Genomic DNA, 21386 nt, shown 5'->3' on the forward strand with positions numbered 1-21386 from the left:
CGTCACTACAGAGGCGCAGCAAACGGAGGCGCCTGTAGCAGATGCCGAAAGCACAAGTCGCGATGCGTCCATCGCACCAACCGGAAATCCGGCACCGGAAGCCGGCATCGAGGAAGTCATCGTGACTGCGCAGAAGCGCGCGCAGAACCTGCAGGACGTCCCGCTCGCCGTATCGGCAATCGCCGGCGAGGAGATGCTGAACATGGGCGTGTTCAAGAGCACGGATCTCGCATCGAAGGTGCCGAACCTGCAGATCAGCTCCTTCTTCGGCGAGTCGCAGCCCAATTTCACGATCCGCGGCATCGGCGTCGCCAACGAGTTCAGCGCCAACCAGGCCTCGCCGGTCGGCATCTACGTCGACGAGAACTACGTCGGCGCCCGCTTCGCGCACGGCGCGCAGATGCTCGACATGGAGCGCATCGAGGTCCTGAAGGGTCCGCAGGGCACGCTCTACGGCCGCAACACCACCGGCGGCGCGATCAACTTCATTACCAATAAGCCGACGCTGGCGCCGGTCTCGAGCGGCTCGCTGAAGGCCGGCCTCGGCAACTTCAACCGGCGCGAGATGCAGGGTGTATTCGACTACAGCCTGGTGCCGGACGAATACGGCCTGCGCGCAGCGGTGAGCTGGGTCCGCGCCGATGGCGCGATCCCGAACAAGACCCTCGGCCAGCCGGACCTCGCCAGCCAGAACGATTTTTCGAGCCGCCTCAGCTTCCGCGCGAAGCCGGTCGACGGTGTCGACATCAACTGGAAGAACTACTACTCAAAAATGGAGGATGGGCCGTATGCGCCCTACTTCATCGGCTACCGCGATCCGGCCGACCCGAGCAATCCGGACGGCCACGGCAATGCCAACAGCGGCGGCGCGGTGCGCGACGGGCTCGATTTCTATGAGAGCGCGATCGACTATACGCATCTGTACAAGACCGAGACCTATGGCAGCCAGCTGAACGCCGCGATACGCCTCGGCGATGCGCTCGACCTGACCTCGATCACGGCCTACGACGGTGGCCGGGCGTTCTATCCACAGGACGTCGACGGCAGCGCCACAGCGATCATGGCGGTCGACTGGGGCTCCGACTACGACCAGTTCAACCAGGATCTGCGCCTGAGCTTCGACGGCGACGGGCCGCTGCAGCTGATCGGCGGCCTGTATTTCGGCACCGATACGATCAACATCCACAAGAACGCCAACCTGTTCTCGTTCGGCATCTTCAGCGATCTGCACACGCAGCAGACGCGGGACTCGTATGCCGGCTATGCCGAAGCGGCCTACAAAATTAACGAGGCGCTCACCTTCACCCTCGGCGGCCGCTACACGCGCGACGAGCTGAAGTTCCGCTCGCACTCCTGGTTGCTCAGTGGCGTCCACGGCACGCCGGTCTGCAACAGCGTGCCGGATGCCGGATGCCTGTCCGGTGATCCGGCGCCGTTCGATCCCACGCTGCGCCGCGTCGTCGAGGACAGCACAAGCAAGGTCACCGGCCGCGCGATCCTCGACTACAAGTTCGCCCGCGACAAGATGGTCTACGGCAGCTTCAGCCGCGGCTATCGCGCGCCGGCGATCAACGGCAACATCGACCTCAGCGACCGCGGCGACAACGACCGCGACCTGCTCGCCGTCGTCGCCCCGGAGACCATCGATGCCTACGAGATCGGCTTCAAGTCGCGCCTCGCGCATAACCGCGTGCAGTTGAACGCAGCGGCGTTCTACTACAAGTACGACAACCAGCAGATCCAGCGCGTTGTGCAAGTCACCAGCGTGCTCGAGAGTAGCGGCCCCGCGAAGGCGTTCGGCGGCGAGCTGGAGCTGAACTGGGTGGCGACCGGCACGCTGCGCACCAATCTGACACTCGGCCTGCTCGACACCGAGTTCAAGAACCTGGAGCTGAACGGCGTGGATCTCAGCGGCAATCAGTTCTCGAACGCGCCGAAGGTGACGGCTTCCGGTGGCTTCGATTGGGATTTCTTCGAGAACGCGCAAGGCATCGCCACACTGCATCTCGACGCGACTTATACCAGCCGGCAATACTTCTCGCCGTTCAACAACGACCCGAGCTTCGTCGGCGACACGATCGGCAACGGCAACCAGTCGCAGGATGGCTTCACCTTGCTCAACGCGCGCGCCAGCTTCCGCGCCGGGGAGATCACGTTTGGCGCCTGGGGTAAGAACCTGACGAATCGCGAGTACCTAGTCCAGGGACTCGACCTGCGCAGCGGCTTCGGCGAGGACGCGCTGGTGCGCGGCATGCCGCGCACCTTCGGCGCCGACGTCAGCTTCAGCTTCTGACGCCCGGCGGCATCACGATGCTTTCAACAGATCCACAAGGAGAACATTCATGAAGAACGCCCACCTGACCGCCGCCGCCATCCTTCTGGCCGCCGGCTGCGCTCTTGACGCGAGCGGCGGCCATGCCGCCGAGGCGGCTGGCAAGCCGGTCGTGCTCGAGAATTTCTCGCAGGCCAAATTCGCCGCAGTTCCGTCGCTGCCCGAGTGCACGAAGATGGTCGGAATGCGCGGTGACCCGTCAAAGGGCCCATCGAGCCTAATGGTGAAGATGGACGGTGGTTGCGCGGCGACGCTGCACTGGCACACCGCCAACGAGGAAATGCTGATCCTGCAGGGCGTCGCCCGGGCGCAGGTCGCCGGCCAGCCGGAAGTCGAGTTGAAGGCCGGCGCGTACATGCTGCTGCCGGCGAAATCGCATCACCAGTTCCGCTGCGTGTCCAAGGAGCCCTGCATCATTTTCGACGTCGCGGACACGATCTTCGACGTTCACAACATCGACGCGAACGGCAAGGAGATCTCCGCCGAGGAGGCAATCCGCGCCGCCGCGAAATCCCGCTGAGCGGCACGGTCGACGAGGAGCTGCGCAATGACGGCAATCACGGAATTCAAGATCGACGTGCCGGAAGCGGTCCTGACCGACCTGAGGGAACGCTTGGCGAAGGCGCGCCTGCCGGAAGACTTCGCCAACGACGGCTGGCAATACGGCACCAACGGCGCTTATCTGCGCGAACTCGTCGGCTACTGGAAGGACAGCTACGACTGGCGCGCGCAGGAGCGCCAGATCAACCGCTTCCCGCATTTCCGCACCGAGCTGGAAGGCATCCCGATCCACTTCATCCACGTGCGCGGCAAGGGCGAAAGGCCGATGCCGCTGATTCTCAGCCATGGCTGGCCCTGGACCTTCTGGGACTTCCACAAAATGATCGGTCCGCTGACCGATCCGGTCGCGCACGGCGGCAATGCGGCCGATGCCTTCGATGTCGTCGTGCCCTCGCTGCCGGGCTTTGGTTTCTCGACGCCGTTGACGGTGCCGGGCATCAACTTCTGGCGCACCGCGGACCTGTGGGTGCAGTTGATGGAGCGGCTCGGTTACTCGCGCTTCTCCGCCTACGGCGCCGACTGGGGCGCGCTGATCACCTCGCAGCTCGGCCACAAGCACGCCGATAGGCTGTACGGTATCCACACCAACCTACCGCTGCCGCTCGATCTGTTCTTCTGCCCGCTGCCGGAGGCTGGCGAATTCGCCGACGACGAGAAGGGCTGGGCAGAGCGCAATGCGCATTTCTTCGCAGCGGAGAGCGGCTATTCGGCGATCCAAGCCACCAAGCCGCAATCACTGGCCTACGGCCTCAACGACTCGCCGGTGGCGCAGTGCGCGTGGATTCTCGAAAAGCGTCGGAGCTGGAGCGATTGCGGCGGCGACGTCGAGAAGGTCTTTAGCAAGGACGAGCTGCTGACGACAATGATGATCTACTGGGTCACACAGTCCGGCGGCAGCGCAGCGCGCTACTACTACGAATGCGCCCACCATCCGTGGCAGCCATCCCACAATCGATCGCCGCGCGTCGAAGCTCCAAGCGGCATCGCGATCTTCGAGAACGAAGTGCTGCACTGGCCGCGGCGGTGGGTCGAGAAGACCTACGACGTGCGCCGCTACCGCCGCTTCCCGCACGGCGGCCATTTCGTCCCGGCGGAGCAGCCAACGCTGCTGGTCGATGAGCTGCGCGCGTTCTTCCGACCGCTGCGGGCTTGATACAACCCTGTTGACTCAACTCCCTTGCCTCCCCTTGGGACGCTTCCGCCATCAGACGGAGCGTCCCTTCTTTTTCACCGCGACAGACGGCGACATCGTCGACTTGGTCGTCGTCTCGCGGAAGGTCGCGACCACGTCGCGGATCAGTGCCTTGACGAACGGCAGCTCGGCACGATCACGCATGCAGGCCACATACAGCGTCCGTGCCAACGGCGGCTTCAGTGGAATGGCGACGAACTGCTGCGGATCCAGATCAGTGTCGCAGTTCATTTTGGCCAGCAATCCGCAGAAACGCCCCTGCTGAACGACGGCCTTGATCAGCGGAACGCTGTCAATGTGCAACTTCGGAGTGAGTTCGATCCCTCCCTCCTTGCAGTACTGGTCGATCACGCCACGCAGGCCATGCGGCGACGACGGCAGCACCAGCTCCAGTTCCGCCAGCTTCTCACGCGTGATGAATTCCTGATCGGCGACGGGATGATTGCGCGCCGCGATCAGCAGTAGCGGTTCGACAGCGATCTTCTGCAGAACCAGCTTCTGCGAATTGGGCGCATGCAGGATGATCGCGACATCCACCTGACCGCTGGCCAGATGGTCGTAGACCTCGCCAGTGGATGCCTGTATCGCCGTCAAGCTGATCTCCGGGAATGAGGAGATGAAGCGGCGGATAATATCCGGCATGTAGTTGGCCATGATACCGGCTGATGCCGCGACGCTGATCTGTCCCACTGGCCGGCGCCGCGCGTTCTCGATTTCTTCGAGTGTCGCCGACATCTCATCGAGGATGACGGTGGCCTTGCGGTACAGCACTTCGCCAAACTGCGTCAGCGAGACGCCGCGGCCGTTACGCTCGAGCAGCTGTACGCCAAGATCAGACTCGAGTTGCTGGATCTGGCGGCTAATTGCCGGTTGCGCGATATCCACGATCGCTTCCGCAGCACTGAAGCTGCGCATCCGAGCGACATGGTAGAAGTAAAAAAGTCTTCTCGAGTCGATGACATTCCTTGTCGCAATGCTGGCCAGCTCGCTGCGACCGCCCTGTCTGCCTTTTCTCATTTCCTAGTTTCTCCAATCAAACCATCTTGCGACGGATTCTCCATGTAGACTTTATTGACATATCTGATATATCATTGTCTTAATTCAAAGCATGCAGTCGCCATGCAATCGTTCGCTGCAAGATCGTATCGCATCGCTCGATCCGGCATTGACACAAACTCTGAGGAGACAGCAGATGGCATCCTTCGATCAGCGGGAATTGCGCAATGTCTTGGGCTCCTTCGTCACTGGCGTCACCGTGGTCACGACGCTCGACGCCGAGGGCCGCCCGGTTGGCGTGACAGCGAATTCCTTCAGCTCCGTCTCACTGGAACCGCCGCTGATCCTCTGGAGCCAGGCATTGACCGCCCGCAGCTTTCCCGCCTTTCGCGATTCCGGACGCTTCATTATCAATATTCTCGCAGAGGATCAGGCGCACATCTCGCAGCGCTTCGCAAAGGCAGGCGAGGACAAGTTCGCCGGCATCGCCGTGCGGGAGGGAATCGATCGACTGCCGCTGATCGAAGGCTGTACGGCATATCTGGAATGCCGGAAGGTCGCCACTCATCCGGGTGGCGACCACGCGGTCTTCCTTGGTGAGGTCGAGCGGATCGAGCTGCGCGATCGCAAACCGCTGGCCTTCGGCGGCGGGCGTTATATGCTGGCTCATGCCTATGATCTAGGAGCGTTCTCGATCGACAAGCCCAGCAGCGGGCTTCAGCACGTCGAAGCGGTGCGCATCGCCAACGCCGCGCTGCCGGAGCTTGGACAGCGGCTCGATGCGATGCTCGGCCTGTCGGTTTGGGGGAACCGGGGACCCACGGTCATCAACTGGGAACCTACCCGCAACGCGGTCACGCATGACCTGCATACCGGCTTAGTGGTATCGCCTGTTTTCTCGGCGAGCGGCCTGACGTTCGCCGCGCATTTGCCACGCGAGATGACCTGTCATCATATCCAGGCGGAGCTGAAAATGCTGCACGAAGCCGGCATGTCCAACGTGCCCAGTCTCGAGCACGTTGAAGCGCGCCTGGCCGAAGTGCGCGCTCACGGCTTGGCACACTCGGTACCAGAGCGCTTCGGCGCCGACATCGCGGCTATTGGCGCACCGGTCTTCGATCACCGTGGCCGAATCATCTTCGCGCTGACCGCCATAGCGCCCTCCTCTCGCATCGGTGAAGGCTACGAAGGGGCACTGCAAACCGCGCTGCGCCAAGAAGCCGCGACGCTGTCGCAGCGACTCGGGCATAAGGTTATCGTCTGAGGGCAATGGCTCTGGCCGCCGGCGCCTTTGACGGCTTCGGCTTGCGGAGATAACGCTCGACCAGCGAGTGCAAGGTGCCTGCAATCGTTTCGCTGGGCGTGCCAACGAGCTTCATGTGGGCAATCATGTGCCCGAAGCTGATCAGCACCAGCGCAGTCTCGGCGGTATCGAGATCTGCGCGCAGCTCGCCATTGCGCTTGCCGCGCTCAATTGACTGGCGAAAGACGGCGCAGGCCGCTTCGTGGAACGCGAGATAGTGCGGCCAGGCACCATCCCGCACCGCCGTGCTCCAGTCCAGCCAGATACGCACGTGATCGGAATGGCTGTCGATAGCTTCGAGAAACGTCATGTAGGTCCGCTCGACAATATCGACCACCGACCCTGGCTGCCGGTGCAGGGGCCTGATGACGTCATCGAGCAAGAAGCGCGCGACTTCGTCGAGGACGCAAGCCGCCAGTTCCTCGTGCGTCGGGAAATAAACAAAGATCGCCGGCAACGAGACGCCGGCCTCCGCCGCAACCTCGGAATGATTGGTGTGGCCGATACCCCGTCGCGCGAGCACGCGAATGGCCGACTGCAGGATCTGCGCACGCCGCTCCTCAGGAGCGAGGCGCCGGGCGCGCGGACGGGCAGCGGATTTCCGCACCGGAAGTTTTGCCGGACCGCGCGGGGCTTTTTTCATGGGCGTTTATTATAGGCAAAACACCCTTCGGCTCCCACGTCTCATCGGAAGCGATTTCGCGGACCGGCGTCTGCCGGTTCAGCGCAACAGGCTGTCGATCGGCGGCAGCATCCGCGGATCCGAATCCCAGCCCTGGTCGACCAGCCAGGCGCGGTCGAGCAGCAGCTGTTCGCCGGACAGGGCGAGGGCCCAGTCGCGAAGCTCGGCCCGCACGCCCGGCGTTCCATCGGCAAAGGCCGACTGCAGGACATTGCCACCAACGGCACGCAGTTGCCGGATCAATGCCGTCAGGCGCGCCGGATCGACGCGCCGGGCATGAGCCAGCGCCGCGGACGCCGCTTCGATCGCCGGCTCCAGGCCGGCGCCAGTGTCGTTGCCGACGATCTCGAGCAGGCGCGTCGCGAAGCGCAGCTGGCGCTCCAGCTCATTGCAATCAAAACGGTATTGCAGCGGCAGCCGCGATTCCAGCAGCTGCAGCATCGCCAAGACCAGCTGCGCCTGCTCGATGGCGGGCTTGTTGCCGGGATCGACCGCCGGCAGGACAGTGTCGCGCAGCGACTTGATCATACTGCGCAACTGGATGTCGGCACGCAGTTGCATCAGGCTTTCTCCAGCAGGCCACGCAGTTCCGCCAGCAGCATCGGTCCGAGGCCGATCAGCCAGGCGACGAGCACGTCCTGGTGCGTCTTGCCGTTGCGCGCGGCGCGATAGCCGGCAGCCAGGACGATGATGGCGAACCACCAAGCGTTGAAGACCTTGTACCAGTACAGGCTGCGCGGCTCGACACGCAGGCCGGACGCGCGCTCGTAGGCGTCGAAAAACGCCGCTTCCGGCAGCAGGCCCCCGGCCAGCCAAGTCTTGCCATCCTCGGCGTAATGACTGAAGGCGGGGCTGGTGGTCCAGGCCAGATCCTGGTGCCGGTCGCCGATGCGACCGAGTTCCCAGTCCAGCCAGGCGGTGATGCGCGCGGAGGTCTCGTCGAACAAGAAGTTGCCGACGCGGAAATCCGCGTGGACGATCGACAGGCGGTCCGTCGCCGGCAGGTGCGCTCGCAACCAGGCGGCGGCGTAGCGCAGCAGCGGTTCGTCCTCGTCGCCGTCCTCCTCCCAGACACGCTCCCACCAGTTCACCATCCATTCGGAACCCTGCGTCGGCGTCTGCGGCACGTCGAAGGCCGTGAGACCGGCCTGCGTATAGTCGCGGGTGTGGACGCGACCGAGGTGTTCAATGAACTGCGGCGCGAGCCGCTCGCGCAGTTCGGCGCCGAGATTGGTGCCGATGCCGGAGACGCGCGACACCGCCACCGAGGGCTTGGCGACGCCTTCGGCGAAACCGTAGAGAATCGCCGGATACGGCAGGCATTCCCCTTCGGCGTCGACGCAGTGCACCGGTGGCACCGGGATGACGCCGGCGAACGCGCGGATCAGCTCGAATTCGCGCAATCGGCTCGAGCAGACGATCGATTCGGCGGGGTCCATGCGCAGCACCACCGGCTCGCTGCAGCGGCCGCGGCCAGGCTTATCCCAGTGCAGCTCGAAGGCCATCTGCAGCTTCGAGGCGCCTCCCGACAGCCAGCGCGGCTTGCAGATCTCGAAGCTGCCTTCGACGTGGTGTGCCAGCAGCTTGCGCGTACCCTCGACCAGGACATCCAGCGTCAGCGGCGTATAGGGCGGGCCGGCGCGCCGCTCGAGCTTGCGCGTCAGGACATGATCGATCTCGCGCTCGACCGGAAAGCGCCTGCGCAGCGACGCGATCCACTCCGGCGACGGCCGGTCCTTGTCAACGATTATCGACGCGCTCATGTCGTGAAGAGCCCGACCGGATCGGCCCAGCGGCGGCCCTGTCGGCGCGTCAACGCCTGCAGCGACTGCGTCTCCTGCGCCATGCCGTAGCCGATGCGACCATCGTCGAGGCGCCATCGCATCATCGCCGCGTAGACCCAGAGGCTGGCGTAGCAGACCCAAGGCGCGCCGACCTGAGCCATACCCTCCAGCACGAAGCGCCGGCCACGCTTGTCGACGGCCGTCACGTCGATGCAGACAGGCGTACTGTCTACGTGGATGACACTCATCTGCAGATCGGTCAGGCCATACACCTCACCCTGCTCCATCACATAGCCGTGCGCCAGACGGTGCTGCGCACCCGGTGGCGCGTCCATGTCCCAGCTATTGATCCAGTGGATCGCCAGATCCGGACCGAAGTGCGCGTGCATCCAGCCCATGGCCGGCATGCCGATCTCGACGCGCGGGCCCCAGCTGTGGTCCATGGTCTCGACGCAGTCGACCGCGTACTCGCGGCCGCGCAGGCGCAGGCTGCCGGTGACGCGCCCGGTCAGATCGAAGTGACCGCCGTAGGCGGCGCCGAAGCCGGAACCGGCGGCGCGCGCGTATTCGCCGCGCGCCGCGCGCGGGCTGTGCTCCGGATCGTGGATGTCGAAGGGCTCCATCAGGCCATGGAAATCGACGTGCAGCTCGGTATCGTCGTAGCCGACGTAGTCGATCCGGTAGTCGCGCGGCGGCCGCGTCGCGCGAACCGAAAGGCCGTTGGCCGTCTCGTATGCGGACAGCCGCGCCGGCGCCGGCAGGTGCTGTCGGCAGTCGATGTACAGGCATTCCGCCCGTCGGCTGGCGAGCGAGCCGTAGATTACGATGTCCGCCGACATCACGCCGAGCACCGGACGCGACACCGTGTAGACGCAAGCCATCAGCCGTTCCTCGGGCAGCAGGATGCTGAAGATATTGGTTTCCGCCCAGCGATAGTCGGCATCGGCTCCATGGTGGAACTCGACGTCTTCAGGACCGATCATGCTTCACTCCCGAGGGCGGCAGCGATAGACAGCGACGGATCGTCCGGCGCGGCGCGGCGAACGGCACCGCGTTCGCCGCGCGAATTCGCTGCACACTTTCCCCACCGATGACGACTCGCCGACAGCGGCGTCCTCGCCGCTGTCGGGCGATCAAGCGCACGACCACCATGCGCGACCGGTTTGCCAAAACGCTTTTACGAAACGCGCGGCGGCGGACGCCGGCGCAAACGCGCGGTGATCAGCCGTGCGCTTGCCGCGCAACCGGCGGCGGCTCGATATGGTCGGCTGCTCCGTTGGCCTTGGCCATCTCGTACATCGCGTCGCAGCTCATGCAGCCGTCTACGGTGCCGTCCTCTTTGACGCCGCCGAGGCCGCCGAAGAAGATCGTGAAGGTGATCAGATCCGCATCGTCGCCGATGCGCGGCTCGTGGGCGATGCCGCCGCCCTCGACCAGCAGGTCGCCCTCATACGCCAGGCCGTGCTCGTAGCCGAACGCGCCGCTGAGGACGTAGGCATGCGCCTCGCCGAAGTGGAAGTGCTTTTCCGTCTGCGTGCCCTTCTCGATCTTGATCAGCGCCACCGTCATGCCGATCGCGCGATTGACGTACAGCAGCTTGAACGATGAGCCCTTCAAGGCCCATGGCGTCCACGGAATGTGCTCGCAACGGACGATGACCGACTTGTCGGGAAATCGTACCGACTGCTTGGGATCGTGTCCCATCTCGATCAGCTTCTCGTATGAAATCTCTGCTGCTTGATTCATTGCTAGGTTCCTCCAGATCTGGTCTGCACAGCCGTTGAATTCGGTAGTGATGCCAATTTGATATTTCTAAAATAGCTATTACGAATTAAGCTTCTTTGCACTCCACTTGTCAAGCGTCCTTGGACAAAAGACGATTCGGCCACGCGGACGCCGCACCGTCGTCACTGGCGTTGCGTGCGCGCTGCGAGCTGTAGAGGTTGGCGAGCACGATCAGGACGGCGCCGGCAATCGTCCAGGCGGTGGGCACCTCGAAGAAGAGCAAGTAGCCGAGCGCCGCCGCGAAAACCAACTGCAGATAGTCAAACGGCGCCAGCACGGTCGCGTCGGCTTCCCGGTAGGCCATGATCATCACGGTCTGACCGGCGCTGCCGAGTGCCCCCGTCATCAATAGCAGCAGCAGCTCCTCTGCCCCAGGCCGCTGCCAGAAGGCGATGGCCGGCAGCCCGGTGACCACGGTCGTCGACAGGCCGAAATAAAACATCACTGTCACCGGCCGCTCCGAGCGCATCAGGTGTTTAATGATGACGATCACGCACGCCGCGAGCAGGGCGCCGAACAGCGCGACGCCTGCAGCCAGCGTCAGTCCGGCCTGCGGCCTGAGCATCAGCAGCACGCCGATGAAACCGAGCAGCGCGACTGCCGAACGATCACGCCGGATTCGTTCGTGCAGAAATGCCGCCGCGAGCAGCACGATGAAGAGGTTGCGGGTGAAGCCGTAGGCCGTCGCGTCGGCCAGCGGCAGGTGCATGACACTGTAAAAGATCGAAAGCACGCTGCAGCCGCTGGCCAGGCCGCGCACGACATGAGCGCCTGGGTGGCGGGTCTTCAGCACCTTCAGGCCACTGAGCATGACGAACGGCCACACCAGCACCCAGCCGAAGGCCGAGCGGAAGAAGGCGATCTCGAAGACATTCAGCCGCGCGCCCAGATGCTTGGACAGCGCGTTCATCGCGCTGAAGCACAGCCCTGACAGGACGATCAGGAGGATACCGCGCAGTTTTCGTGACATGCGTTCCTCCGTCCGGCGCCCTAACCGGCCGTGCTGACGAACTTGTCGAACCGGATGCGCGTCGAGAACATACCCTTGGCCTTCAGCACCTCGACCGCGGCATCGATCATCGGCGTCGGTCCGCAGAGATAGGCTTCCGAGCCACGCAAATTGCCGCTGTGCCGCTGCAGGACTTCGGTGATCAGGCCCGTCTCGCCATCCCAGCGGTCGCCCGGTTCCGGCGCCGACAGTGCGGGGACGTATCGGAAATCCGGGAGCCGGCGGCCCAGCGCAGCGATCTCCTCGGTCAGGAACAGGTCGCGTAGCGCGCGCGCGCCGAAGTAGAAGCGGATCGGCCGCGTCGTCCGCTGCTCGGCGAGCTCATTCAGCATCGACAGGATCGGCGCCATGCCAGAGCCGCCGGCGACCATGATGATCGGCGCGACGCCCGGCGCGACCGAGAACTGCCCGTAGGGACCGCGCACATTGAGTGGATCACCCGGGCGGGCGCGCTCGCGCAGGTAGCCGGACACGGCGCCGCCGGGCAGCAGCTTGATCATCAGTACGACGCGGTCAGGCTCGCTCGGGGGATTCGCCATCGAGAACGCACGCCAGGCATCGGTGCCAGGTACGTTGATCTCGACGAACTGGCCGGCATTGAAGCGCATGAAATCGGGCTGCTGCAGCTTCAGCTCTAGACGCATGATGTCGTGCGTCAGCGCCTCGACCGCGACGACGCGCGCCTTGTAGTCGCCGATCGGCGGCGCCGAGCTGAGTTCCTCCTCGGTGTAGTCATCGGCTAGCTCGATGACGATGTCTTCCTCCGGAACCGCCGCGCACAGCAGCGCCAAGCCCTGGTTACGCTCGAATTGCATGAGTGCGACTTCTGATGCGTGCGCCTGATCGACCTCCCCCTCCGCGATCTGCGCCTTGCAGCTGCCGCAGTTGCCGTGCTTGCAGCCGTAGCGCAGCGAAATACCGTTGCGCAGCGCTGCGCTGAGGATGGTTTCCCCTTCGGCGCAGTCGAAGCTGACACCGAAAGGCTGCAGGGTGACCGTATGGCTCAACGGATACCTCCGGGCGCTGCGGCGACCACGGGCTCGTCGACGAACGGTGGCGGCGGCGGGCGCTTGACGACGAAATCGCAGCACCTGAGATCCGCGCGCGTCCACATCCGCGCGCCGTCGAGCTCCGGCTGGCCGATCAGCGTCTCGCCGTCGTCGCGAACGTAGCCCATGTGATCGACGACTTCCGACAGCTCCTTACCGTGATAGAGATCGTAAAAGCCCTTGTCGGTCTGGTAGTGCTGCGGATCCTTGACGTAGATGTCCTGGCAGCCGGGCGAGCAGACGATGTGCGCCTTGCCGCCGTGCATGAACGATCGTCCACTATGCGCGGCCGGCGTCGGGAAGATCAGCGGACGCTGGCAGACCTCACAGAAGTTCGGCAGGCCGCCGAGCTGGCCGAGAATGATGGTCTTGTCGGTCGGATCCTTGCACTTGTTGTATGCCTCCCAGAACCAGCCGTAGCGGCTGTACCAGCCCGGGTACTTCTTCTCGAACCATTCCATGTCTGCCGTCGTCATCGGATCGGCGCGGTGGTAGAAGAATGGCCAGGCGCCGAAGATGTAGACGGCGGCGGCGTGCGAGAGATCGTCCATCTCCGCCATCTGCTCGTCGAGCCGCGGCGGCGGCCGAATGCCGTAGCGCTCCAGCTTCTGGTAGAAGCCGCCGTAGAACTCGTCGTAGACCCACCGCAGCGAGGCCTCCTTCGCGGACTCGGTTCGGTTCTTGGTGAAGTAGTCCTGGAACAGCGCGTTGCCGAGGCCGAAGCTGACATGCGCGCGCCACGACCACTTGTCGAGCACCTCCTGAACCAGCGGCACGTTGCGGTCGTCCTGCAGCACCGTCACCAGCGTCGCCCAGCCGTTGGCCATGTGCCGCGCCTCGTCGGACTGGATCGTCAGGAAGGTCGAGGCCATCGTGTGGTCGCCCTGGGCGACGGCCGCCGACGACAGACCTACGAAGAACACGTTCGAATACGCCGTCTCGAGGAAGACCTGCAGGCTGATCGCGGTCTCGATCGGATCGCAGGTCGTGCAATCCTCCATCATCGCGCGGAACATGCCGGATCCGACGTTGTTGCCGGCGCCCTTGAGGGCGATGTCGTAGCCGGCGGGGTCATGCCAGGTTCGCATGTTGTGGCGCAGGTTGTTCATCTCGAGCTGCGCATGCCGCATCTCGTCTATCATCTGCATCATGTAACCTTGGCGCAGTTCCACCGGCGCCACCGAGCGCGCCATGCGCCCCATCTGCCGGCCGGCGGCGTATTCGACGAAGGCGAAGTTGGAGAGGCCGAACTTCATGCCTTCCATCCAGCGCGCCTCGGCGTGGCCTTGGTGCAGGCGGGAGGACGCCTCGAGCACCGAGTAGTGCCGGTTCTCCTTCTCCTGCTCCATCTTGAAGTATTCGCGGATGAAGGTCTTGAAGGGATCGAGCGGCTTGAGATCCTTGACGAAGAAGCGACTCTGTTCGAGATACTTTTCGTCGGTGCTGATGTAGCTGGGATTCCAGTCGATGGCCTTGACGCGGTCGTAGGCCTTTGTGATTGGCAGTGCCATGCTTCTCTCCGTAGTCGGTATCCGCCGGGTTCAGCCGCTGGCGAATTCGGTGATGGAAACGGCGTCGTCCTGTACATCGACCTGGCCGCTGTAGCTGGCCAGGACGGTGAGGAAGTCCGGCACCTCAAACTTGCGCCCCAGTTCTTCGCCGATGTCGGCGAGCCGGAACACCAACTCGCGCTCGTTCTCCAGGGCCAGATACGAACCGAAGTCCTTGACGACCAGATCGGGATTCGCGGCAGTCATCACTGCAACGATCGCCTCGGCGTCCGCGCCATTGATCAGCTTGGCGGTGACCTTGTGCGATTCCTTCCAGATCGACCGCGTCACGTCGTTCATCGCGTCGCTCATGCCGGCGCTCCCTCGGCAGCCGGAAGCTGGACCGTCGCCGGAAACTGCAACTGGAGTTCCGCCAGCAAGGCGGCCCACTGCGCGAGCAGTCGCTCGCGTGCCGCCGCGAAGGCTTGTGGATCGGCGTCCAGCTCGGCAAAGACCGGAGCGAAAGCCGCCACCGCCTCGACGGCGCGCGGCGCCCAGGTCTCCAGCCAGCGATTGATCGTGTCGCGATTGCCGCCGTCCTGCGTCAGCAGGAAGCTGACCAGCGCCTTGGCGCTGGCCTGCCGCATTTCGCGATCGGCTTCGACGCCCTGCTCGATGACCGGGGTGACGGAATCGCCGTAGTGCGGGGCATAACGCAGCACCAGCTCGCGGCTGAGCAGGGTCGATACCAGCGGCTCGACGACGAGATTGATCGCCAGATGAACCTCGCCCCAGTCGCGGCAGGCGAGCAACTGCTCGACGAGGCGTCGCGTCGGCTGCCAGGCCGGCGATTCCATCCAGCGCGTCATCGCGGTTTCGTCGGAATAGCCCGGCAGCAGCGATTCCAGCTCCATGCAGTACAGCGCGACGTCCTGCGCGTGGCGGTCTTTTTCCAGGGCCTGGAACACCGTCGGTGCCGAGACGACGTCAGACAAGGCATCGCGCTGCACATGGCATTGGCACATGAACAAACCGTAATCGGGATAACGGTACAGCGCGTAGTGGTCCGTCAGAAAGCACGACCAAGCCGGCGCGATGTGGCGATACATCGACGCACGCTTGGCGCCGGCAATGGCCTGCTCAATCGCCAGGCCAATCGCCGCCTGACGGTCGACGAAGGGCCGATACCATTCCTCGCAGGGATCACGGTAGGCCCACCAATCCTGTGCCTTCAGCGCCGTCGATTCCGGATACCACGACGGATTGTTGTGGACATCCCGATTGAAATATCCCTGCGTCGCGTAGTTCTGCGGCGCCCACTGGATATGCAGGGTGACTTCTTCATATTGCGTTGCACGACGCTTCGCCGGAGTGAAATAGCGAAACGCGATGTGCTTGCCGGGTGTACGTGCTGATAATGCCGACATTCCTTTCTCCTCGATGCTCCGGGTCGGCCGCTCCACGGCGGTCCGCCCGCGAACTCTTGTTCCTCACCAATCCATTGACGCGATGCTGGCCATACCCGATCAGCATGAAGCTATGCTAGACCGTTAATGAAGATAGTGTCAATATAAATCCGCAGCCCGCGCGCGCGTCGTGCCAGCAGAGCGGCACGACGGCCGCCCCAAGCCCATCTCAGCGATATCGCTCCGGCACTTCGATGTTGAAAAGACGCGCCGAATTCAGACCGAGGATCTTCTTCAGCTCGTCCCGAGTCAGCTCCGCCGCCCAGCTTGCGATCGTCTCTTCCGACCGCGGCCAACAACCCTCAATGTGCGGGTAGTCATTGCCCCACAGCAGCGTATCAACGCCCGTCCACTTGCGCGTTTCGATGCCGATCGGATCAGTTTCGAAACTCGCATGACCATGCATCCGGAAGTATTCACTGGGCTTGTACTTGAGCTTCGGCGAGACCCAGAACGCGTGGGCCTCGGAACCGAAATCCATCGCCCATAGCGTGTACGGCACCCAGCCGGCGCCCGCCTCGATGGTCGCGAACTTCAGCTTCGGGAAGCGATCAAACACGCCGGATGCACAAAGCTGCACGACCGGCTCGACGACGGTGTTCATCGCGTGGACCACGTAGTTGAGAATGGCGCCGCCGTTGCCGCTTGCAGTGCGCGGATCCTTGCCAGTGCCCGCGTGGAAGCAGAGCGGCAGCCCCGTATCACTGAGCGCGGCCCACAGTGGATCGAACTCCGGCATGTTGTAGCCGGTGCCACGCACCAGCGGTGGCATCATGACCGAATGGAATCCCAGCCGGGCGACGCGCTCCACTTCCTTGACGGCAGCTGGAATGTCGGCGGGTGCAATGCATGCTGCCGGAAAGCTCCGCTTGGTGTGGCCGAAAGTCTCGTGTGCCCAGTCGGTCCAGGCGCGACACATCACCACGTTGTGCTCGGGATCAGGCGATTGCCAATTCACCAGCCCTTTGTTCGGAAAGACGATCTCGGCATCAATGCCGTCGTAGTCCATGTCGTCGTAGCGCTCTAGCCCATAGCCGCCCTGGCGCTGGAACATCGCTCCCCGCGTCTTGTCCAGCTCGCGACGCTCACCGCTGGCCTCCGCCTCTGCCTTGAAGACGTCGATCGATACCTGTGAATCGCGTGGCGCCTCGCGAATGCGTGACGGCCGAATCCCTTCCGCGACGAACCACTTGCGTCCCTGGTCGTCGACTTTGATACCTGGCAGGCGATCCTTGAACTTCTCCGGCACGCGCGCTGCCCACAAATCGTTCGGCTCGTTGACATGACAGTCCGCCGAGACGACGAAGAAATCCTTCAGCCGTTTCTTGTTCGCAACATCCGGCGATCCTGCGGCTTTACTTTCCTGACCGCTCATAAAGCTACTCCTCCACATCAAGTCGGGTTAATGCGATAGATTCCATATTCGCATTTCTGTTATATTAATTTAATAGCTCTCAATCCAACATGCAAGCCGAGTGCAAGACGCTCGTGACAGGGACTGAAGCAGCGCCGCTACGCCGGAAACAGTTTCTCGGCCCTCCGATCCTTCGCATGCCAGCGAGCACACAGGCCATGAAATACATGTGCAAAACAGACGACGCGCCTTTGACCCTCGACAGCATTAATGAGCAACTGCAGATGAACCCCTTCAACAGTTGGTTGAGGCTCAGGATGATCGAGGGCAACGGCGCAAAAGCATGGTTCGAGCTGCCGTGGCGTGAGGAGATGGCCGGCGCACCAGGCCGAATGCATGGTGGCGTGCTCGCGGCAGCCATTGATGCATCCGCTTTCTGGACATTGGCCAGCGCGCGCGGAATCCGTGGCGGCCCAACGCTAGACCTCCGCGTCGACTTCCATCGACCCGCTTCCGGCACGCTGCTTCTAGCCGGAGAGGTTCTTCATTCCGGCGTTACGGTCAGCACGATAGAGGTGAAAGTCTGGGGCACAACGAACACGTTAATCGCCAGCGGACGCTGCGTATTCGTCGGCAGGAGAGTGACATCGTCATGACTAGGCGCAACGCGTCGCTGAACCGCCCCGGAAACCTCGGAGGCTCCATAACTTGAGAGAATGGAGTCATGACCAGAGTATCGAAGGATTCCCCCGGAGCTGCAGGAGCGGTCGGTTCGGATGGTGCTGGAGCATCGTTCCGATGCATGAACCGAAATGGGCATCGATCGAGTCGGGCTGCGAAGATCGGCTGCACGGCCGAGACATTGGCGCCGGGTCCGGCTGAGCTAACGTGACACCAGCGTGCGGCCCGGCACGACGATGACCGAGACCGAGTGCATCAAGGCGCTGGGGCGCGAGAATCGCGAGCTGCGGCAGCGACGTCGCCCGGAATGCGAAAGCTCGTTACACGGCGCGGCGTATCCTTCGCGGAAGGACGTTATAAACACCGTCGACATTGACCAACGCGATGTCTTGCACGCGCAACGCGGCTTCCAAGGCGGGCTGAATGTCAACGTCGCGCAGCAGTCCCGTGCCCTGCAGCGTCATCGTTCCCCCCATTTCGTCTTCTTCAAAGACGTTCGCCACCGCGGTCGCCTGAATGCTCTCCGGCGGCAGGCCCGGCTTGAGCAGCACGGCGGCAACGCGGTCGCTCGTCTCGGCGCCGACGCGGCGGACGCGCTCGACGGATTGCGGATTCAAGCGGCCCCTCTCGATCAGGCAATCGAAGAAGCCGGCCGCCAAGTCTCCGTTGGCTCCGTGGAGCAGTGAGCTGTCGCCGGAATTCATCGTCGTCACTGTTTATCTCGGCGGATTGTGCTCCCGCACGAAATCCAGCGACGCCTGCAGCATCGCCAGGCGCGTGTCCTCGCGGGACAGCCAGTGATCCTCGCCCTTCAGCGTGACGAGCGTCACCGGCTTGCCCGCCCGGCGCAGGGCCGATTCCATCAGCCGGCTCTGCTCGATCGGCACGACGGTATCGTCGAGCCCATGGACCAGCAATACCGGCGCGTCGATCTGATCGGCATGTTCGAGCGGAGAGATGCTGCGCAACGCAGCCCCGCTGTCGCCGATCGCCCGCCTCCAGTAGCGGGTGCTGCTGCTGTGGTAACCATGGCGCTTCACTTCCCAGGCAAAGAAGGCTGTCAGATCCGAAGGCCCGGATACGGAGACGGCACAGCGGTAGACGCCTTTCTGCAGGCTCACGCCGGCCAGCGCCGCATAGCCGCCATAACTTGCGCCCATGATGCATACCCTGCCCGGATCGGCGATGCCGGTCGCCGCCAGGGCACGCACGCCGTCCGACAGATCGCTCTGCATCAGCCGTCCCCACTGGCCGTAGCCGGCGTCCCGGAAGGCGCGTCCGTAGCCGGACGAGCCACGGTAGTTCGGCTGCAGCACCGCGTAACCGGCGCCGGCGAAAGCTTGTGCGATCCAATCGAAGCCGATCTGGTCGCGAACGCCGATGGGACCGCCGTGCGGCATCACGACGAGCGGCAAACGCTCGGGCTTGCGCCCCGGCGGCAGTGTCAGCACAGCTTCGATCGGCAGACCATCGCCGGCCTTGTACTGGAACAGCGAAGTCGGGCCGACATCGGCCTGCCGGATTTGCGGATAGGCGCTGGCGATCGGCTCGGCCTGCCCGGTCGCGATGTTCACGCGCCAGTAGGTTCCGGAATCGTCGCCGCCGTCGGTGAACACGATCAGGCGATCGAGGTTGCGGCTGAACGAGACGAGGCGCATCTGCAGGCCGGGAAACGCCTTGCGCGTGCCGTTGTAGCGCGTCTGTAGGCGAGGGTCGAAAAGGATCGCGCGGGGCTCGCCGGGCGTCGCCGCGCCGAGCAGTTGCTTGCTGTCAGGATCGAACCAGTATTCGTCGGTGTCCTGATCGACGAACAAGTCTTCGGTCCTGGCATCGGCGATCGAAACTTCCGTCAGGCGATCGGCGTCGCCGCTATTGTCCGCCACCAGCACCGTACCGGGCCGGCGGCCCAGACCCGCGAGCGCGATGTCGCCCTGCGGATCCTTGCGCTGTAGCAGCGGGCGCGCCGCGTTGCGCCCCGCATAGAGGCGCCAGGCGCCGCTGCGCTCCTCGTACTCCGAATGCGCCGCCACCTCGCCCGCCGGCGTCAGCACCCAGTCGTGCCCGAGTTCGCTGCCTTTGTCGATCAGCGCCGCCTTGCCGGTCTCCAGGTCGACACCGAACAAGCTGCGCCAGGTATGTCCGAGCACGTAGCTGGCCGCGAAGTCGCGCTCGTAATCGATGCCGCCGAAGTAGGCAAAACGCCGGCCGCCGGCCAGCGCGTCGCCGAAATAACCGAAGGTCGCCTGCACGAGCCCCTTGTTGCCCGCGAAGATCGTCTTCGAGCGCCGTTTCGTCACGGCCACATCCAGTGTGCCGAACAGCTCGAAGTCGTTGCGGAACTCGACAGGGCGGCTGAACGTGATGCTGACCGTCGCCAGCAGATGATCGTCGCCCGCCCATTGCAGATCACGGACCTTGGAATTGCCGACCTCGGTGGCGTAAACCGGCTGATCGTCGGCTCCCAGAACGGCCAGCCGGCGCTTGTCGCCAATCACTGCGATGAAGGCGATGCGCTCGCCAGACGGCGACATGCGCATGAGCTCCACGCCCGGCAGCCGGCCATAGGCTTCGAGAGCGGGTGCCGCCCATGCGCCGAACGCGCCGCCCAGCAACACCACGCCGAGACCCCACACAAGCCATGCGCACATGCAGCACCGTAGCATCCGTGTTCCATCGAACGATTTGCGTGGAAAGCATCGCAAATTGGCGCCTGCTAAGAGCAGAAGTTCGCTCTGATCCACTGCAGTTGTTCCCTGCCGAATTGCGTTCTGTAAAGCCCACTGCTCTCGCGACTTGAATCAAGACACCAGCTACATGCAGAAGCCAATCCATTAACTTCGCTTAACAAGAGAAATTCTAAGAGCGGCCGCCAACTACCAGGTGCATCCTCGTCTAACCCAAGAAATTTAACAGCGGACTCAAAAGAAGACCACGCCGCTAGAAAGTCCTCACCGACTTCCTTATGAATGGCCCATATTCGACGAGCTGCATCCGGGATCTGCGATGCCTCACCAACGAAAAGGTCTGGAAACTGCTTCATTTTACCTGGGTCTATTATTCCTTCGGCTTTCTGCCGCTTGAAAAGCAACGCCGCATAGTGACGAGAAATGCAGGGGGCCCCTCCCCTTTTAGGCGTTGTGCTCCCGAAGGTGGCGCCTGCCAATACATCCGAAAGAGCCTGGGAGAAACGGTCCCAGAAGATCACTATTCCAGGATCGACGACATAACACCCTTTGTTTCGACTTACAGTCACCTGAAGCGCACCGAGAAAATTGCCCGAAGTATTGAGAACCAAGACTCCAGGCTTCACATACGCAGGCGTCTTCAATCCGAAGAACCGTACCAGTTCCCGACATAATTCGTCGCGAACACTTTTCGCATTTATGCTATCCATTGGAACTTATGGACCCGGTGTACATGCCCGCTTGTTCCGCGTTCGCGATCTGATCGTCGTCAAGGACAATCAGATCATCATCCAGAGTCAAGGGATGTGCTTGTCAGCGCGGCGGCGAAAGGAAAAGTCAGTCCCGCGGGAGCGGTTCTGACTTTTGTACCCAAAATGTGGTGCGCCCGGCAGGATGACTCGGCGCGGCGCGCCTCGCCCCTTCGGGGTCGCCGCCTCCCGGCGGCGATGTCACGCGGCTTCGCCGCGTGACCGAACCTCGCCATGGTTTGTCGCAGCTTCGAATGCGCTCGATGAAC

Annotated in this window: 20 protein-coding genes; 5 read left to right on the forward strand and 15 right to left on the reverse strand. The window is 63.3% G+C overall.

Annotation, left to right across the window (positions count from 1 at the left end; translation table 11 throughout):
- The first annotated feature begins 121 nt into the window (after positions 1–121).
- Genes K344_RS0111030 through K344_RS0111040 form a run of 3 tightly spaced genes read left to right on the forward strand, consistent with a single transcriptional unit; the run spans position 122 to position 4046 of the window.
- A complete protein-coding gene (locus K344_RS0111030) occupies positions 122–2293 on the forward strand; it encodes a TonB-dependent receptor (RefSeq protein ID WP_028080713.1) in 2172 nt (723 codons plus the stop codon).
- A 49-nt stretch (positions 2294–2342) separates the two neighbouring features.
- Positions 2343–2852 (forward strand): cupin domain-containing protein, encoded by a 510-nt coding sequence (locus tag K344_RS0111035; protein WP_028080714.1) that lies wholly within the window; start codon positions 2343–2345, stop codon positions 2850–2852.
- A 27-nt stretch (positions 2853–2879) separates the two neighbouring features.
- Positions 2880–4046 carry an epoxide hydrolase family protein gene (locus K344_RS0111040; RefSeq protein ID WP_028080715.1) on the forward strand — a complete coding sequence of 389 codons (1167 nt, stop codon included), beginning with the start codon at positions 2880–2882 and terminating at the stop codon, positions 4044–4046.
- Between the two features lie 51 nt (positions 4047–4097).
- Here K344_RS0111040 and K344_RS0111045 read toward each other — a convergent pair whose 3' ends face one another.
- Positions 4098–5102, reverse strand: coding sequence for a LysR family transcriptional regulator (locus K344_RS0111045; RefSeq protein WP_084197299.1), 1005 nt, complete (start codon positions 5100–5102; stop codon positions 4098–4100).
- A gap of 175 nt (positions 5103–5277) precedes the next feature.
- Between K344_RS0111045 and K344_RS24335 the strand changes: the two genes are divergently transcribed.
- Positions 5278–6345, forward strand: a complete 1068-nt coding sequence (locus tag K344_RS24335; protein WP_043114347.1) for a flavin reductase — start codon at positions 5278–5280, stop codon at positions 6343–6345.
- Here K344_RS24335 and K344_RS23065 read toward each other — a convergent pair.
- The 11 genes from K344_RS23065 to K344_RS21335 all read right to left on the reverse strand — a co-directional run bounded on the left by K344_RS23065 (position 6335) and on the right by K344_RS21335 (position 17024).
- Positions 6335–7027 (reverse strand): TetR/AcrR family transcriptional regulator, encoded by a 693-nt coding sequence (locus K344_RS23065; RefSeq protein WP_084197301.1) that lies wholly within the window; start codon positions 7025–7027, stop codon positions 6335–6337. The two genes, K344_RS24335 and K344_RS23065, sit on opposite strands and share 11 nt — an antisense overlap.
- Before the next feature lie 78 nt (positions 7028–7105).
- Positions 7106–7627: a hypothetical protein gene (locus K344_RS0111060; protein ID WP_157622872.1), complete on the reverse strand. Its 522-nt coding sequence runs from the start codon at positions 7625–7627 to the stop codon at positions 7106–7108.
- Positions 7627–8829 carry a phosphotransferase family protein gene (locus tag K344_RS0111065; protein ID WP_028080718.1) on the reverse strand — a complete coding sequence of 401 codons (1203 nt, stop codon included), beginning with the start codon at positions 8827–8829 and terminating at the stop codon, positions 7627–7629. Before K344_RS0111065 ends, K344_RS0111060 begins: the two co-directional genes overlap by 1 nt.
- Positions 8826–9833, reverse strand: a complete 1008-nt coding sequence (locus K344_RS0111070) for a DUF7064 domain-containing protein (protein WP_028080719.1) — start codon at positions 9831–9833, stop codon at positions 8826–8828. Before K344_RS0111070 ends, K344_RS0111065 begins: the two co-directional genes overlap by 4 nt.
- Positions 9834–10071: 238 nt before the next feature.
- Complete coding sequence (locus K344_RS0111075) at positions 10072–10596, reverse strand: cupin domain-containing protein (RefSeq protein WP_028080720.1); 525 nt, start codon at positions 10594–10596, stop codon at positions 10072–10074.
- A 109-nt stretch (positions 10597–10705) separates the two neighbouring features.
- Positions 10706–11605: a DMT family transporter gene (locus tag K344_RS21325; RefSeq protein WP_084197303.1), complete on the reverse strand. Its 900-nt coding sequence runs from the start codon at positions 11603–11605 to the stop codon at positions 10706–10708.
- 20 nt (positions 11606–11625) lie between these two features.
- Positions 11626–12651 (reverse strand): NADH:ubiquinone reductase (Na(+)-transporting) subunit F, encoded by a 1026-nt coding sequence (locus K344_RS0111085; protein WP_028080721.1) that lies wholly within the window; start codon positions 12649–12651, stop codon positions 11626–11628.
- The gene (locus tag K344_RS21330; RefSeq protein ID WP_051362144.1) at positions 12648–14204 is read right to left on the reverse strand and encodes a ferritin family protein; all 1557 of its coding nucleotides are present in this window, start codon (positions 14202–14204) and stop codon (positions 12648–12650) included. The genes K344_RS0111085 and K344_RS21330 overlap by 4 nt, the downstream gene beginning before the upstream one ends.
- Positions 14205–14234: 30 nt before the next feature.
- Entirely contained in the window at positions 14235–14555 is a 321-nt protein-coding gene (locus tag K344_RS0111095) for an MmoB/DmpM family protein (protein WP_028080722.1), read from the reverse strand.
- Positions 14552–15646: a ferritin family protein gene (locus K344_RS0111100; protein ID WP_157622873.1), complete on the reverse strand. Its 1095-nt coding sequence runs from the start codon at positions 15644–15646 to the stop codon at positions 14552–14554. Before K344_RS0111100 ends, K344_RS0111095 begins: the two co-directional genes overlap by 4 nt.
- Positions 15647–15818: 172 nt before the next feature.
- On the reverse strand, positions 15819–17024 hold the full coding sequence (locus K344_RS21335; RefSeq protein ID WP_051362145.1) for an amidohydrolase family protein: 1206 nt from the start codon (positions 17022–17024) through the stop codon (positions 15819–15821).
- Positions 17025–17221: 197 nt separating this feature from the next.
- Between K344_RS21335 and K344_RS23525 the strand changes: the two genes are divergently transcribed.
- Positions 17222–17659, forward strand: coding sequence for a PaaI family thioesterase (locus K344_RS23525; RefSeq protein WP_169729291.1), 438 nt, complete (start codon positions 17222–17224; stop codon positions 17657–17659).
- A 345-nt stretch (positions 17660–18004) separates the two neighbouring features.
- Here the strand turns inward: K344_RS23525 and K344_RS0111110 are convergent, their stop codons facing one another.
- From K344_RS0111110 to K344_RS24010, 3 genes are all read right to left on the reverse strand, one after another.
- Positions 18005–18397 (reverse strand): hypothetical protein, encoded by a 393-nt coding sequence (locus K344_RS0111110; protein ID WP_028080724.1) that lies wholly within the window; start codon positions 18395–18397, stop codon positions 18005–18007.
- Between the two features lie 3 nt (positions 18398–18400).
- Complete coding sequence (locus K344_RS0111115; protein ID WP_051362146.1) at positions 18401–20332, reverse strand: alpha/beta hydrolase family protein; 1932 nt, start codon at positions 20330–20332, stop codon at positions 18401–18403.
- A gap of 65 nt (positions 20333–20397) precedes the next feature.
- Positions 20398–21078, reverse strand: a complete 681-nt coding sequence (locus tag K344_RS24010) for a hypothetical protein (RefSeq protein WP_157622875.1) — start codon at positions 21076–21078, stop codon at positions 20398–20400.
- Positions 21079–21386 lie beyond the last annotated feature (308 nt).

Origin of the sequence: Solimonas soli DSM 21787 (assembly GCF_000474945.1) — a bacterium.
GTDB classification, from domain to species: Bacteria; Pseudomonadota; Gammaproteobacteria; order Nevskiales; family Nevskiaceae; genus Solimonas; species Solimonas soli.